We start from the raw sequence: 14,550 nt of genomic DNA on the forward strand, positions 1-14,550 counted from the left end.
ACCAGCAATCATGGATCCGGTGGCGCAAACCACGCTGATTTAAAATCGAACCAGCCGAGGGTGTTCATGCGCAGGCCGCGCATACTGCGTTGCCCCTGAATAATCAGCCAGTGGTGGATCAGCGGCACCATCGCTTTGCTGGCTACTAACCGCTGGCACCAGTTCGCCAGGTTCATCTCGCCGTTGCGCCAGCGCGTGGCGTCGGCTTGCCAGTCGAGAGGAATACAGTGTTGTAGCAGCGGCACTTCGCACAAGTGTGCGAACAGCGAAAAATCCAGCGGCAGCGTAAAGTTGGCGCTGTTAAGCCAGATGTCGCTTTCGATCTCACCTTCGTGCCACTGATCGTAGCTGATCTCTTTGATTTCCAGCGTGACCTGGTGACTTGCCAGAATCTGCTGCATGATCCTGGCAATCACCCGATGTTCAATGTGATCCTGATAAAAGGTCAGGGTGAGATGTTCCAGTCCGGCAGGTTTTTCGCAATGTGTTGGGCGGGCATGGTGCCAGCGGGGGAGCAGCCCATAGGCCGGAAACCACAGTTGCTGGTACTGTTCCTCGGCGAAATAAACCAGATTGGTCGGCGAAAGCACATAGCTTATCCAGTCTCTGACTTGCTGATTCGCTCCGCGATGGGTGCGACTGTCGAACAGTAGATAGTAGCAACCTTCTTCAAGGCGACTTTCAATCTCTTTTTCCTCGCCCTGCGGCCCTTTCAGCATCAGGCCTCCTGCGGGGTCATCGGCAATTTCCGGCAAGACCCAGACGTTAACTTCGTCGATTAATGCCCGATAACCGAAGAAATCATCGAATGCCTGAATTTTCAGTTGGTTAGTGCTGTTACGCATTACCGCATACGGACCGGTACCGATAGGGTGGCTGGCAAAATTGCTGAGGGTTTCCCATTCACGCGGCAGGATCATCGCCGGAACTTGCGCCAGCAGTAACGGCAACCAGCGATCTGGCTGAGTGAGATGAATATCCAGCGTCCAGGGCGTCGGCGACACAATTTCAGCGATGTGGGAATAGAGCGGCAGCGTATTGATCCGCTTCAACGAGGCGATGACGTCGTCTATTTCCAGTTCACGACCATGATGAAAATGGACCCCGGGGCGCAAAAAGAAGCGCCAGTGGAGTGGGGAAATTTGCTGCCAGTGGTGGGCGATGTCCGCCTCCAGTTCCCCATTTTCCTCATTTATGCGGGTTAACGCGCTGAAGATTTGCCGGGCGATATGCGTTTCGGAACGGCGTAATGCGCTGCCAGGCAGCAGATTACGCAACGGGCGATAGTAGAGCACGCGCAGGATGTGCCGCCCCTGGCGGAAGCTGCGGCCCAGATGGGAAATCAGCATTTGCCGCACAGCCGTTTTGTCGCCAACCAGCTGCACCAGTTGGTCGATATGATCCTGTTCAAGCAAATCTTCTGCCCGCTGTTGCTGAAGCGCCAGCCCGGTATACAGGAAGGTTAAACGCGAACGTTTACCGCGTCCAACCTCCGCCTCCCACGTCAGCCAGCCGCGATCCTGCATGGTGTTCAGGAGCGTGCGCATATGGCGACGGGAACAGTTGAGCAACTCCGCCAGTTCGTTCAGCGTGGTCTCCTGAGATTTACCGTCGCAGCATTGCCACAGGCGGATGAATTGTTGTTGCAGACGAGCTGATGGCATAAAAGGGGAACTCCTGCGCAAAAGTCAGCAATTTTATTTTCCCTATATTAAGTCAATAATTCTTAACGATGAAGCAAGGAGGTGTCCCATGCGTCAGTTTTATCAGCACTACTTTACCGCGACAGCGACGTTGTGCTGGCTGCGTTGGTTAAGCGTTCCACAACGATTAACCATGCTTGAAGAGCTGATGCAGTGGGAGGGGAGTGATTCTGAATACTGATTTGCGGACATCATGTGTGACTGAGTATTGGTGTTAATCGCCACGCCAGCAGTGATTATCTGCTGGCTTTTTTCTTTTTGGCGATTGAGTGCCGGACGGCGTACAAACTAACGCATAAATGCTGGTTGCTTCTCTTCATAAGTGGCAATAGCGTCGTCGTGCTGCAGCGTCAGACCGATGCTGTCCAGCCCATTCATCATGCAGTGGCGGCGGAAGGCATCGATGCTAAACCGATAGATTTTCTCACCCGCTTTCACCTCTTGCGCTTCTAGGTCCACGTCGAAATGAATCCCCGGACTGGCTTGCACCAGCGCAAACAGCTCGTCCACTTCCGCATCGCTTAATTTCACCGGCAGCAGCTGGTTGTTGAAGCTGTTGCCGTAGAAGATGTCAGCGAAACTCGGCGCAATCACCACTTTAAAACCGTAATCGGTCAATGCCCACGGCGCGTGCTCACGCGAGGAGCCGCAGCCGAAGTTTTCCCGCGCCAGCAAAATGGAAGCGCCCTGATACTGCGGGAAGTTCAGCACGAAGTCCGGGTTTGGCTGTTGGCCTTTTTCATCCAGAAAACGCCAGTCGTTAAACAGATGCGCGCCAAAACCTGTACGCGTCACTTTCTGCAAAAACTGTTTCGGGATAATCGCATCGGTATCGACATTGGCGGCATCCAGCGGAACCACCAGGCCTGTATGTTTGATAAATTTCTCTGCCATGGTCTGCTCCTTATTTAATGTTGCGAATGTCGGCGAAATGTCCGGTCACAGCAGCGGCGGCAGCCATTGCCGGGCTGACCAGATGCGTGCGCCCGCCGCGCCCCTGGCGGCCTTCAAAGTTACGGTTGCTGGTGGAGGCACAACGTTCGCCCGGATTCAGACGGTCGTTATTCATCGCCAGACACATTGAGCAACCAGGCAAGCGCCATTCAAAACCGGCTTCAATAAAGATTTTGTCCAGACCTTCCGCTTCCGCCTGAGCTTTTACCGGGCCAGAGCCGGGAACCACCAGTGCCTGTACACCTGGCGCGACTTTTCGCCCTTTGGCGATTTCCGCCGCCGCGCGTAAATCTTCAATACGTGAGTTGGTACAAGAACCGATAAACACTTTATCGATAGCGACTTCGGTCAATGGAATACCCGGTTTCAGCCCCATATAGGCCAACGCTTTTTCTGCCGACGCGCGCTCAACCGGATCGGTAAACGAAGCCGGATCGGGAATATTGTCATTCACGGAGATCACCTGACCGGGGTTAGTTCCCCAGGTGACCTGCGGGGCGATCTCTTCTGCTTGCAGAGTCACAACTGTATCGAAAGTTGCACCTTCGTCGGTTTGCAGGGTCTTCCAGTAGGCGACGGCATCGTCAAAATCTTTGCCTTTCGGCGCATGCAGACGGCCTTTGACATAGTTAAAGGTGGTTTCGTCAGGTGCAACCAGACCGGCTTTCGCGCCCATTTCGATTGCCATATTGCACAGGGTCATACGACCTTCCATGCTTAAATCACGGATTGCTTCGCCGCAAAACTCCACCACATGCCCGGTGCCGCCAGCGCTGCCGGTTTTACCGATAATTGCCAGCACGATATCTTTCGCGGTAATGCCCGGCGCGGCTATGCCCTGGACTTCAATTTTCATGGTCTTCGCGCGGCCCTGTTTCAGGGTTTGCGTTGCCAGCACGTGTTCAACTTCAGAAGTACCGATACCAAACGCCAGTGCGCCAAAAGCGCCGTGGGTAGCGGTATGCGAGTCGCCGCAGACAATGGTCATCCCTGGTAAGGTGACGCCCTGTTCCGGCCCCATCACGTGGACGATCCCCTGATACGGGTGATTCAGGTCATACAGCTCGACGCCAAATTCTTTGCAGTTTTTGATCAGCTCCTGCATCTGGATCCGCGCCATTTCACCGCAGGCATTAATGTCTTTGGTCTGGGTGGAGACGTTGTGATCCATGGTGGCGAAGGTTTTCCCCGGCTGACGCACCGGGCGACCGTGGGCGCGCAGGCCATCGAACGCCTGCGGTGAGGTCACTTCATGCACCAGGTGGCGGTCGATATATAACAGCGGGGTTTCGTTTTCGGCTTCGTACACTACGTGAGCGTCGAACAATTTTTCGTATAACGTCTTAGCCATGATTACACCCCTTCTGCCACATAGCGGGCAATGATATCGCCCATTTCATCGGTACTAACGGCGGCAGCGCCACGGGCTAAATCCCCGGTGCGAATGCCTTCTTCTAATGCGCGGTTAATCGCGCGTTCAATGGCGCAAGCCGCATCATCGGCATCCAGGCTGTAGCGCAGCAGCAGCGCCAGCGACAGAATTTGCGCAATCGGGTTGGCGATGTTTTTGCCTGCGATATCTGGTGCCGAGCCACCCGCCGGTTCATACAGACCAAAACCTTGCTCGTTCAGGCTAGCGGAAGGCAACATCCCCATCGAGCCAGTGATCATCGCACACTCATCAGACAGAATGTCGCCAAACAGGTTGGAGCACAGCAGAACGTCAAACTGTGATGGATCTTTAATCAGCTGCATGGTGGCGTTGTCGATGTACATATGCGCCAGTTCGACATCCGGATATTCAATGGCGATCTCATTAACAATTTCCCGCCATAAAATAGAGGATTGCAGCACATTGGCTTTGTCGATTGAGGTGACTTTGCGACGACGCTTGCGGGCAGATTCAAACGCGATACGGGCGATACGTTCGATCTCAAAACGGTGATACACCTCGGTATCAAACGCTTTTTCATATTGTCCGCTACCTTCGCGGCCTTTTGGCTGACCAAAATAGATGCCGCCGGTCAGTTCGCGCACGCACAGGATGTCGAAGCCGTTAGCGGCAATGTCAGCACGCAGTGGACAGAATGCTTCCAGCCCCTGATACAGTTTTGCCGGACGCAGATTGCTGAATAATTTGAAGTGCTTACGCAAAGGCAACAGCGCGCCGCGTTCTGGTTGCTGGTCTGGTGGTAAATGTTCCCACTTCGGGCCGCCTACCGAGCCAAACAGCACGGCATCGGCTTGCTCGCAACCTTCAACCGTCGCAGGCGGCAGCGGCTGTCCGTGGTTATCAATGGCTGCGCCGCCTACATCGTAATGGCTGGTGGTGATGCGCATCGCAAAGCGGTTGCGCACGGCATCCAGCACTTTCAGCGCCTGGGTCATCACTTCCGGCCCGATCCCATCTCCGGGCAAAACGGCAATATGGTAATTCTTCGACATCACACGGTTTCCTTGTTGTTTTCGTTGTGTTGAGCTTTGCGTTGCAACTCTTTTTCGACTTCTGCGGCGCGCCAGATATTGTTCAGTACGTGCACCATGGCTTTGGCGGAGGACTCGACAATATCGGTGGCCAGGCCGACGCCGTGGAAGCGGCGACCATTGTAGTTGGCGACGATATCCACCTGACCCAGCGCATCTTTACCGTGACCTTTGGCGGTCAGGCTGTATTTCACCAGTTCGACGTTATAGTCAGTGATGCGGTTAATCGCCTGGTAGATGGCATCGACCGGACCGTTACCGTTGGCGGCTTCTGCTTTGATTTCCTCGCCGCAGGCCAGTTTGACGGCGGCAGTGGCAATATCGTTAGAGCCAGACTGCACGCTGAAGTAATCCAGACGGAAATGCTCCGGCTCTTCTTGCTGCTTACCGATGAAGGCCAGCGCCTCCAGATCGTAATCAAACACCTGACCTTTTTTGTCCGCCAGCTTCAGGAAAGCATCGTACAAATTGTCTAAATTATATTCACTTTCTTTATACCCCATCTCATCCATGCGATGTTTCACCGCCGCACGCCCCGAACGAGAGGTCAGATTCAGCTGGATTTGGTTCAGACCAATAGATTCTGGTGTCATGATTTCGTAGTTTTCGCGGTTTTTCAGCACGCCATCCTGGTGGATGCCGGAGGAGTGTGCGAATGCGCCGCTGCCAACAATGGCTTTGTTTGCCGGGATCGGCATATTACAAATCTGGCTAACTAACTGGCTGGTGCGCCATATCTCCTGGTGATTAATGGCGGTGTGGACGTTGAGGATATCCTTACGAACTTTGATCGCCATGATGACTTCTTCCAGTGAACAGTTTCCGGCACGCTCGCCGATCCCGTTCATTGCACCTTCCACCTGGCGTGCACCGGCATGTACCGCCGCCAGTGAGTTGCCCACCGCCAGGCCCAAATCGTCGTGGGTATGTACGGAAATAATGGCTTTGTCGATGTTAGGCACGCGTTCATACAGTCCGCTGATGATTCCGGCGAACTCAAACGGCATGGTGTAGCCCACGGTGTCCGGAATGTTGATGGTGGTGGCACCGGCATTAATCGCCGCTTCGACCACTCGCGCCAGATCGGCAATGGGTGTACGTCCGGCATCTTCGCAAGAAAATTCAACGTCATCGGTGTAATTACGGGCGCGCTTCACCATATAGATAGCGCGTTCGATCACTTCATCCAGCGTGCTGCGCAGCTTGGTGGCGATGTGCATTGGGGAGGTAGCAATAAAGGTATGAATACGGAAGGCTTCGGCGACTTTCAGAGATTCAGCCGCCACATCGATATCTTTTTCCACGCAGCGAGCTAACGCGCATACGCGGCTATTTTTGACCTGGCGGGCGATGGTTTGCACCGATTCAAAATCGCCCGGCGAAGAGACGGGGAAACCAACTTCCATTACGTCAACACCCATACGCTCAAGGGCCAGCGCAATTTGCAGTTTTTCTTTCGCACTCAGACTTGCCTGTAACGCCTGTTCACCGTCGCGTAATGTGGTATCGAAAATAATAACTTGCTGGCTCATGGTTTAGGTCCTTGTCTCTTTTAGAGCGCCTCGCTTCGGGCATAAAAAAACCCGCGCAATGGCGCGGGTTTTTTTTGACTGCGTGCTGGCTTAATGCTGGATGCCGCTCACTCGTCTACCGCGCAAAGAAGATGCGTTTAGTAGTAGTAGACCGATAAAGCGAACGATGTGAGTCATTAAATCAGCTCCAGATGAATGCGATATGCTTTTAGAGTTACTGGATACAAAAACGGATGTCAACCCTGTAGTAAGAAAAGCGGCTTTTCAGCGGTAATTTTGCATGTATCAAATTAGCTAATTGTGCTGTGTATACATAAACCAACAATATTAATTTCTATCAGCCAGATCACACTTTTCATTAATTGACATACTTCAGCATAATTTATTGCATTTAATCAATAAGTGATATGCATATAGATAGTATCAATTACCTAACCCATCCTGATGATTTTTCTGTAATTATTTATTTTATGAATGTTTAATTATTGATGAGGCTTATATTATTGATAAGTTAATAAGGAATATATGGGTGATTAATATATAAATTTTTAATTAAAGTGGCGATTTTATACATATCACGGATGATTGAGCATTCATGGTGATTATGATTATATTGTTTGTGTGACAAAAACATTATAGATAATCATGCTGTGGTGGATGACTCTCTGCGCGGCGGTGGGTTTTGTTTTAAACAGAACTCTTATCTTTATGTTTTCCTAATTTTACTCATTTTCCTTTTTCTTATTTTATATGTATGGTAAATCATATTTTTCAGGATTATTTTTTTCTGCATTCCGGTAAGGAAAAGGGAGTTAAGTGTGACAGTGGAGTTAAGTATGCCAGAGGTAAAAACAGATCATCCAGAACCAGCAGATTTTAGTAAGCCACAGCTGCGCATGGTCGATCTAAACTTATTAACTGTTTTCGATGCCGTGATGCAGGAGCAGAATATTACTCGTGCCGCTCATGTTCTGGGAATGTCGCAACCTGCGGTCAGTAACGCTGTTGCACGCCTGAAAGTGATGTTTAATGACGAGTTGTTTGTTCGTTATGGTCGTGGTATCCAACCGACTGCCCGCGCATTTCAACTTTTTGGTTCTGTGCGCCAGGCGCTGCAATTAGTGCAAAACGAATTACCGGGTTCAGGTTTTGAGCCTGCCAGTAGCGAGCGGGTATTCCATCTCTGTGTTTGCAGCCCGTTAGACAGCATTCTGACCTCGCAGATTTATAATCACATTGAGCAGATTGCGCCAAATATACATGTTATGTTCAAGTCTTCATTAAATCAGAACACTGAACATCAGTTGCGCTATCAGGAAACGGAGTTCGTTATAAGTTATGAAGATTTCCACCGCCCTGAATTTACCAGTGTGCCGTTATTTAAAGATGAAATGGTGCTGGTAGCCAGTAAGAACCATCCGCATATTAAAGGTCCATTACTGAAACATGATGTTTATAACGAACAACATGCGGCGGTTTCGCTCGATCGTTTCGCCTCATTTAGTCAACCGTGGTACGACACAGTAGATAAGCAAGCCAGTATTGCTTATCAGGGCATGGCAATGATGAGCGTCCTTAGCGTGGTGTCGCAAACTCACCTGGTCGCTATTGCGCCTCGTTGGCTGGCTGAAGAGTTCGCCGAATCTTTAGAATTACAGATATTACCGCTGCCGTTAAAACAGAATAGCAGAACCTGTTATCTCTCCTGGCATGAGGCTGCCGGGCGCGATAAAGGCCATCAGTGGATGGAAGAGCAATTAGTCTCTATATGTAAACGCTAAACAAAAGCAGAATAAATCAGGCATTCCTTTCTGGTTTATTCTGCTTTTTTTATTAAATGTAGAATTTTGTTCTAAATGCATGTGCGCCAGATTTCATGAAAAATTAAAAAAATAGAGAAATTGCTGTAAGTAGCCGAATCTAGCCAATTTATTATCAATTTACGCCTTCATTCTGGAGTATTTTATCGTTTCTTTTCTCCTTTCCTCCTGTTTATTCTTATTTCTTCACGTTTGTGACTCTGTCTGCCAATTGCTTAAGCAAGATCGGACGGTTAATGTGTTTTACACATTTTTTCCGCCAAACAGTGAGGCAGGTCATGGAGATGTTGTCTGGAGCCGAGATGGTCGTCCGATCGCTTATCGATCAGGGCGTTAAACAAGTATTCGGTTATCCCGGAGGCGCGGTCCTTGATATTTACGATGCATTGCATACCGTGGGGGGTATCGATCACGTATTAGTTCGTCATGAGCAAGCGGCTGTGCATATGGCCGATGGCCTGGCACGTGCAACCGGGGAAGTGGGGGTCGTGCTGGTGACGTCGGGTCCTGGGGCGACTAACGCGATTACCGGTATCGCTACTGCTTATATGGACTCCATTCCCTTGGTTGTCCTTTCTGGTCAGGTAGCGACCTCGCTGATAGGCTACGATGCCTTTCAGGAGTGCGACATGGTGGGAATTTCCCGCCCGGTGGTAAAACACAGTTTCCTGGTTAAGCAAACGGAAGATATTCCTCAGGTGCTGAAAAAAGCATTCTGGCTGGCGGCAAGTGGTCGTCCTGGGCCAGTGGTGGTTGATTTACCGAAAGATATTCTTAATCCGGCGAACAAATTACCCTACGTCTGGCCGGAGTCGGTCAGTATGCGCTCTTATAACCCGACCACACTGGGTCATAAGGGGCAGATTAAACGCGCATTGCAGACACTGGCGGCAGCGAAAAAACCGGTAGTTTACGTTGGCGGCGGCGCCGTGACTGCGAGTTGCCATCAACAACTCAAACAGATTATTGAGCAGCTTAATCTTCCCGTCGTCTCTTCATTAATGGGGCTGGGGGCGTTTCCGGCAACGCATCGTCAGGCGCTGGGGATGCTGGGAATGCACGGCACCTACGAAGCCAATATGACCATGCATAATGCCGATGTTATTTTTGCGGTCGGCGTGCGCTTTGACGATCGCACCACTAACAATCTGGCCAAGTACTGCCCGAATGCAACGGTTTTACATATTGATATCGATCCTACGTCGATCTCAAAAACCGTTACCGCCGACATTCCGATCGTTGGTGACGCGCGGTTGGTGCTGGATCAAATGCTGGAGTTGCTGGCACAAGAAACGGCTCACCAACCGTTGGATGAAATTCGTGACTGGTGGCAACAGATTGAACAGTGGCGCGCTCGCCAGTGCCTTAAATACGACACTCAGAGCGAAAAGATTAAACCGCAAGCGGTGATCGAGACACTCTGGCGGCTAACGAAAGGTGATGCATATGTCACGTCCGACGTCGGGCAGCACCAGATGTTCGCCGCGCTTTATTATCCTTTCGATAAACCGCGCCGCTGGATCAATTCCGGTGGCCTCGGCACTATGGGCTTTGGTTTGCCTGCGGCGCTGGGTGTCAAAATGGCATTGCCAGAAGAAACCGTGGTCTGTGTCACTGGCGACGGCAGCATTCAGATGAACATTCAGGAACTGTCTACCGCTTTGCAATATGAACTGCCGGTGCTGGTGGTGAATCTCAATAACCGCTATCTGGGGATGGTGAAGCAGTGGCAGGACATGATCTATTCCGGCCGCCATTCACAATCTTATATGCAGTCGCTACCGGATTTCGTTCGTCTGGCGGAAGCCTATGGCCATGTTGGGATCCAGATCTCTCATCCGCAAGAGCTGGAAAACAAACTTAGCGAGGCACTGGAACAGGTCCGCAATAATCGCCTGGTGTTTGTTGATGTCACTGTTGATGGCAGCGAGCACGTCTACCCGATGCAGATTCGTGGCGGCGGAATGGATGAAATGTGGTTAAGCAAAACGGAGAGAACCTGATTATGCGCCGGATATTATCCGTATTACTCGAAAATGAATCAGGCGCGTTATCCCGCGTGATCGGCCTCTTTTCCCAACGGGGCTATAACATTGAAAGCCTGACCGTTGCGCCAACCGACGATCCGACATTATCGCGTATGACTATCCAGACCGTGGGCGATGAAAAAGTGTTGGAGCAGATTGAAAAGCAATTACACAAGCTGGTCGATGTGCTGCGTGTTAGCGAACTGGGGCAGGGGGCGCATGTTGAGCGGGAAATCATGCTGGTGAAAATTCAGGCCAGTGGCTATGGACGTGACGAAGTGAAGCGCAATACGGAAATATTCCGTGGGCAAATCATTGATGTCACGCCATCGCTTTATACCGTTCAATTGGCGGGAACCAGCGATAAGCTTGATGCATTTTTAGCATCGATTCGCGATGTGGCGAAAATTGTGGAGGTCGCTCGCTCCGGCGTAGTAGGACTTTCGCGCGGCGATAAAATAATGCGTTGAGAATGATCTCAATGCGCAATTTACAGCCCAACATGTCACGTTGGGCTTTTTTTGCGAATTCAGTGGGAACCTGGAATAAAAGCAGTTGCCGCAGTTAATTTTCTGCGCTTAGATGTTAATGAATTTAACCCATGCCAGTACAATGGGTATGGTTTTTACATTTTACTCAAGGGGCAATTGTGAAACTGGATGAAATCGCTCGGCTGGCGGGAGTGTCGCGGACCACTGCAAGCTATGTTATTAACGGCAAAGCGAAGCAATACCGTGTGAGCGACAAAACCGTTGAAAAAGTCATGGCAGTGGTGCGTGAGCACAATTACCACCCAAATGCCGTGGCTGCTGGGCTTCGTGCTGGACGCACACGTTCGATTGGTCTTGTGATCCCCGATCTGGAGAACACAAGTTACACCCGTATCGCTAATTATCTTGAACGTCAGGCGCGGCAACGGGGTTATCAACTACTGATTGCTTGTTCCGAAGATCAGCCAGACAACGAAATGCGCTGTATTGAGCATCTTTTGCAGCGTCAGGTCGATGCCATCATTGTTTCGACGTCGCTGCCGCCGGAGCATCCTTTTTATCAACGCTGGGCTAACGACCCGTTCCCGATTGTCGCGCTGGACCGCGCCCTCGATCGTGAACACTTCACCAGCGTTGTGGGTGCCGACCAGGATGATGCAGAAATGCTGGCCGAAGAGTTACGTAAGTTTCCTGCTGAGACGGTGCTTTATCTTGGCGCGTTGCCGGAGCTTTCTGTCAGCTTCCTGCGCGAGCAGGGTTTCCGTACCGCCTGGAAAGATGATCCACGCGAAGTGCATTTCCTTTATGCCAACAGTTATGAGCGGGAAACCGCTGCCCAGTTATTCGAAAAATGGCTGGAAACGCATCCGATGCCGCAGGCGCTGTTCACCACCTCATTTGCGTTGTTGCAAGGCGTTATGGATGTCACGCTGCGCCGCGATGGCAAACTGCCTTCTGATTTGGCAATTGCGACCTTTGGTGACAACGAATTGCTCGACTTCTTACAGTGTCCGGTACTGGCGGTAGCCCAGCGTCATCGCGATGTTGCGGAACGCGTACTGGAGATTGTGCTCGCCAGTCTGGACGAACCGCGCAAACCAAAACCAGGCTTAACACGCATTAAACGTAATCTCTATCGTCGTGGTGTACTAAGCCGTAGATAAACATTACGAAAAGATGCGCCAGTGGATTTTACCTCTGGCGCATTGAGTACGTAATTGGACATCGATATCCATAATGTAAATAAGACTATTCTGGACAATTATCCATAAGCCCTCCTGAATATCCTGCCAATTAACTCCATTCGCTGCGTTGAATGATAATTAACTCGTAACGGTAGATTGCAATTGCATTATTTTGTTACAAGCAAATCGGCAATTGCCGATTAAACAAACACTTTTCTAAACTTTTGTTCAAAGTCGCTGGTATCAGGCATGGCGCACGTGCAACAGGGACTGTTATCCGGGGGAGATATGTCCTAAAATGCCGCTCGCGTCGCAAACTGACACTTTATATTTCCATTAAGGAAAATTGAGTCGTTTTTAAAACGGTAATGATGAATGGGATTTTTTCTTACAACTATTCATGACGTTAATTTGCTTCGTTTGTTGGGCGATTTTTAAACAATGCAGATATTAGCCGTAAACATTGGGTTTTTTGCTTCGGTAAGGAATGTTCCTGGCTTGACAAGCTTTTCCTCCGCTCCGTAAACTCCTTTTAGTGGGAATTTGTGGGATAAAGTGGTAATCGGGGGGAGACTGGCATGTTCCGGGGAGCAACGTTAGTCAATCTCGACAGTAAAGGGCGCTTATCGGTGCCTACCCGTTATCGGGAAGAACTGCTCGGGAGCGCTGCCGGTCAAATGGTGTGTACCATTGACATTCATCACCCGTGCCTGCTGCTTTACCCCCTTCCTGAATGGGAAATTATCGAGCACAAATTATCGCGTCTTTCGAGCATGAACCCTGTTGAACGTCGTGTTCAACGCCTTCTGTTAGGGCATGCCAGTGAGTGTCAGCTGGATAGCGCAGGTCGATTATTAATCGCGCCTGTGTTGCGGCAGCATGCCGGGCTGACGAAAGAAGTGATGCTGGTCGGGCAGTTCAATAAGTTCGAACTGTGGGATGAAACGACCTGGCATCAACAGGTCAGGGAAGATATCGACGCTGAACAGTCTGTTACCGAAAACTTGTCGGAGCGGCTGCAGGACTTGTCTCTATAAAATGATGGAAAACTATAAACATACCACGGTACTGCTGGACGAAGCCGTAAATGGCCTCAATATCCGTCCTGACGGTATCTACATTGATGGAACTTTTGGTCGCGGTGGTCACTCACGTCTGATTCTTTCGCAACTTGGCGAAACGGGACGCTTGTTGGCAATCGATCGCGACCCGCAGGCTATTGCCGTCGCGAAGACTATTGATGATCCGCGCTTCTCCATCATTCATGGACCTTTCTCTGCGCTGGGCGAATATGTCGCCGAGCGCGATCTTATCGGCAAGATCGACGGCATTCTGCTCGATCTTGGCGTCTCTTCACCACAACTCGATGATGCTGAACGCGGTTTTTCCTTTATGCGCGATGGCCCGTTGGACATGCGTATGGACCCGACGCGCGGTCAGTCTGCCGCCGAATGGCTACAAACCGCAGAAGAATCCGATATTGCCTGGGTATTAAAAACCTATGGCGAAGAGCGTTTTGCTAAACGTATTGCACGCGCCATTGTCGAGCGTAACCGCGAACAGCCGATGACCCGCACTAAAGAACTGGCAGAAGTCGTTGCTGCGGCAACGCCGGTGAAAGACAAATTCAAACATCCCGCGACCCGTACCTTCCAGGCGGTGCGCATTTGGGTGAACAGTGAACTGGAGGAGATAGAGCAGGCGCTAAAAAGCTCGCTTAACGTGCTGGCCCCAGGCGGGCGGCTTTCGATCATCAGTTTTCATTCGCTGGAAGATCGTATTGTGAAACGCTTTATGCGTGAAAACAGTCGCGGTCCACAAGTTCCGGCAGGGTTACCGATGACTGAAGAGCAGCTCAAAAAACTGGGTGGCCGTCAGTTGCGGGCACTAGGTAAGTTGATGCCGGGCGAAGAAGAGGTGGCTGAGAACCCTCGTGCCCGTAGTTCAGTTCTGCGTATTGCAGAGAGGACGAACGCATGATCAGCAGAGTGACAGAAGCCCTCAGCAAAGTTAAAGGATCGATGGGAAGCCACGAGCGCCATGCCTTGCCTGGCGTTATCGGTGACGATCTTTTGCGGTTTGGGAAGCTGCCGCTCTGCCTGTTCATTTGCATTATTTTGACGGCGGTGACTGTGGTGACCACGGCGCACCATACCCGTTTGCTCACCGCTCAGCGCGAACAATTGGTGCTGGAGCGAGACGCTTTAGACATTGAATGGCGCAACCTCATTCTTGAAGAGAATGCGCTCGGCGACCATAGCCGGGTGGAACGGATCGCCACGGAGAAGCTGCAAATGCAGCATGTTGATCCATCACAAGAAAATATCGTAGTGCAAAAATAAGGATAAACGCGAC

At 50.9% G+C, this 14,550-nt stretch carries 15 protein-coding genes; 9 read left to right on the forward strand and 6 right to left on the reverse strand.

The features are described from left to right. Window positions 1-8: 8 nt before the first annotated feature. On the reverse strand, window positions 9-1,664 hold the full coding sequence (gene sgrR, locus D9734_RS01630; protein ID WP_130204896.1) for a DNA-binding transcriptional regulator SgrR: 1,656 nt from the start codon (window positions 1,662-1,664) through the stop codon (window positions 9-11). An 88-nt stretch (window positions 1,665-1,752) separates the two neighbouring features. Between sgrR and sgrT the strand changes: the two genes are divergently transcribed. After that, on the forward strand, window positions 1,753-1,884 hold the full coding sequence (sgrT, locus tag D9734_RS01635) for a glucose uptake inhibitor SgrT (RefSeq protein ID WP_130204898.1): 132 nt from the start codon (window positions 1,753-1,755) through the stop codon (window positions 1,882-1,884). Window positions 1,885-1,991: 107 nt separating this feature from the next. Here the strand turns inward: sgrT and leuD are convergent, their stop codons facing one another. The 5 genes from leuD to leuL form a co-directional block, all read right to left on the reverse strand. Beyond that, a complete protein-coding gene (leuD, locus tag D9734_RS01640) occupies window positions 1,992-2,597 on the reverse strand; it encodes a 3-isopropylmalate dehydratase small subunit (protein WP_130204900.1) in 606 nt (201 codons plus the stop codon). A 10-nt stretch (window positions 2,598-2,607) separates the two neighbouring features. Continuing rightward, window positions 2,608-4,008, reverse strand: a complete 1,401-nt coding sequence (gene leuC / locus D9734_RS01645) for a 3-isopropylmalate dehydratase large subunit (protein ID WP_130204902.1) — start codon at window positions 4,006-4,008, stop codon at window positions 2,608-2,610. A gap of 2 nt (window positions 4,009-4,010) precedes the next feature. Further along, window positions 4,011-5,102 carry a 3-isopropylmalate dehydrogenase gene (gene leuB / locus D9734_RS01650; RefSeq protein WP_130204904.1) on the reverse strand — a complete coding sequence of 364 codons (1,092 nt, stop codon included), beginning with the start codon at window positions 5,100-5,102 and terminating at the stop codon, window positions 4,011-4,013. Further along, entirely contained in the window at window positions 5,102-6,673 is a 1,572-nt protein-coding gene (leuA, locus tag D9734_RS01655) for a 2-isopropylmalate synthase (RefSeq protein ID WP_130204906.1), read from the reverse strand. Before leuA ends, leuB begins: the two co-directional genes overlap by 1 nt. 90 nt (window positions 6,674-6,763) lie before the next feature. Further along, entirely contained in the window at window positions 6,764-6,850 is an 87-nt protein-coding gene (leuL, locus tag D9734_RS01660) for a leu operon leader peptide (RefSeq protein WP_001300467.1), read from the reverse strand. Window positions 6,851-7,509: 659 nt separating this feature from the next. On the opposite strand from leuL, the gene leuO reads away from it, so the two are divergent. The 8 genes from leuO to ftsL all read left to right on the forward strand — a co-directional run bounded on the left by leuO (window position 7,510) and on the right by ftsL (window position 14,537). Continuing rightward, the gene (gene leuO / locus D9734_RS01665) at window positions 7,510-8,454 is read left to right on the forward strand and encodes a transcriptional regulator LeuO (protein WP_130204908.1); all 945 of its coding nucleotides are present in this window, start codon (window positions 7,510-7,512) and stop codon (window positions 8,452-8,454) included. A 317-nt stretch (window positions 8,455-8,771) separates the two neighbouring features. Beyond that, complete coding sequence (ilvI, locus tag D9734_RS01670) at window positions 8,772-10,496, forward strand: acetolactate synthase 3 large subunit (protein ID WP_130204910.1); 1,725 nt, start codon at window positions 8,772-8,774, stop codon at window positions 10,494-10,496. Between the two features lie 2 nt (window positions 10,497-10,498). Further along, window positions 10,499-10,990 (forward strand): acetolactate synthase small subunit, encoded by a 492-nt coding sequence (gene ilvN, locus D9734_RS01675; RefSeq protein WP_001252744.1) that lies wholly within the window; start codon window positions 10,499-10,501, stop codon window positions 10,988-10,990. Between the two features lie 11 nt (window positions 10,991-11,001). After that, window positions 11,002-11,088 carry a hypothetical protein gene (locus D9734_RS01680; RefSeq protein ID WP_032160836.1) on the forward strand — a complete coding sequence of 29 codons (87 nt, stop codon included), beginning with the start codon at window positions 11,002-11,004 and terminating at the stop codon, window positions 11,086-11,088. A gap of 81 nt (window positions 11,089-11,169) precedes the next feature. After that, entirely contained in the window at window positions 11,170-12,174 is a 1,005-nt protein-coding gene (cra, locus tag D9734_RS01685) for a catabolite repressor/activator (RefSeq protein ID WP_064525210.1), read from the forward strand. Between the two features lie 599 nt (window positions 12,175-12,773). Further along, window positions 12,774-13,232, forward strand: coding sequence for a division/cell wall cluster transcriptional repressor MraZ (gene mraZ / locus D9734_RS01690; RefSeq protein WP_064525207.1), 459 nt, complete (start codon window positions 12,774-12,776; stop codon window positions 13,230-13,232). A 1-nt stretch (window position 13,233) separates the two neighbouring features. Further along, the gene (gene rsmH / locus D9734_RS01695; RefSeq protein ID WP_064525204.1) at window positions 13,234-14,175 is read left to right on the forward strand and encodes a 16S rRNA (cytosine(1402)-N(4))-methyltransferase RsmH; all 942 of its coding nucleotides are present in this window, start codon (window positions 13,234-13,236) and stop codon (window positions 14,173-14,175) included. Next, entirely contained in the window at window positions 14,172-14,537 is a 366-nt protein-coding gene (gene ftsL, locus D9734_RS01700) for a cell division protein FtsL (RefSeq protein WP_000625658.1), read from the forward strand. Before rsmH ends, ftsL begins: the two co-directional genes overlap by 4 nt. The last annotated feature ends 13 nt before the right edge of the window (window positions 14,538-14,550 follow it).

This window comes from Escherichia sp. E14S1 (assembly GCF_004211995.1).
In the GTDB taxonomy this organism is placed as follows: domain Bacteria; phylum Pseudomonadota; class Gammaproteobacteria; order Enterobacterales; family Enterobacteriaceae; genus Escherichia.

Bases quoted from the DNA above. Each gene is read 5' to 3' on its own strand.
- sgrR (WP_130204896.1), bottom strand. From the start codon at position 1,664: ATGCCATCAGCTCGTCTGCAACAACAATTCATCCGCCTGTGGCAATGC.
- sgrT (WP_130204898.1), top strand. From the start codon at position 1,753: ATGCGTCAGTTTTATCAGCACTACTTTACCGCGACAGCGACGTTGTGC.
- leuD (WP_130204900.1), bottom strand. From the start codon at position 2,597: ATGGCAGAGAAATTTATCAAACATACAGGCCTGGTGGTTCCGCTGGAT.
- leuC (WP_130204902.1), bottom strand. From the start codon at position 4,008: ATGGCTAAGACGTTATACGAAAAATTGTTCGACGCTCACGTAGTGTAC.
- leuB (WP_130204904.1), bottom strand. From the start codon at position 5,102: ATGTCGAAGAATTACCATATTGCCGTTTTGCCCGGAGATGGGATCGGG.
- leuA (WP_130204906.1), bottom strand. From the start codon at position 6,673: ATGAGCCAGCAAGTTATTATTTTCGATACCACATTACGCGACGGTGAA.
- leuL (WP_001300467.1), bottom strand. From the start codon at position 6,850: ATGACTCACATCGTTCGCTTTATCGGTCTACTACTACTAAACGCATCT.
- leuO (WP_130204908.1), top strand. From the start codon at position 7,510: ATGCCAGAGGTAAAAACAGATCATCCAGAACCAGCAGATTTTAGTAAG.
- ilvI (WP_130204910.1), top strand. From the start codon at position 8,772: ATGGAGATGTTGTCTGGAGCCGAGATGGTCGTCCGATCGCTTATCGAT.
- ilvN (WP_001252744.1), top strand. From the start codon at position 10,499: ATGCGCCGGATATTATCCGTATTACTCGAAAATGAATCAGGCGCGTTA.
- D9734_RS01680 (WP_032160836.1), top strand. From the start codon at position 11,002: ATGCGCAATTTACAGCCCAACATGTCACGTTGGGCTTTTTTTGCGAAT.
- mraZ (WP_064525207.1), top strand. From the start codon at position 12,774: ATGTTCCGGGGAGCAACGTTAGTCAATCTCGACAGTAAAGGGCGCTTA.
- rsmH (WP_064525204.1), top strand. From the start codon at position 13,234: ATGATGGAAAACTATAAACATACCACGGTACTGCTGGACGAAGCCGTA.
- ftsL (WP_000625658.1), top strand. From the start codon at position 14,172: ATGATCAGCAGAGTGACAGAAGCCCTCAGCAAAGTTAAAGGATCGATG.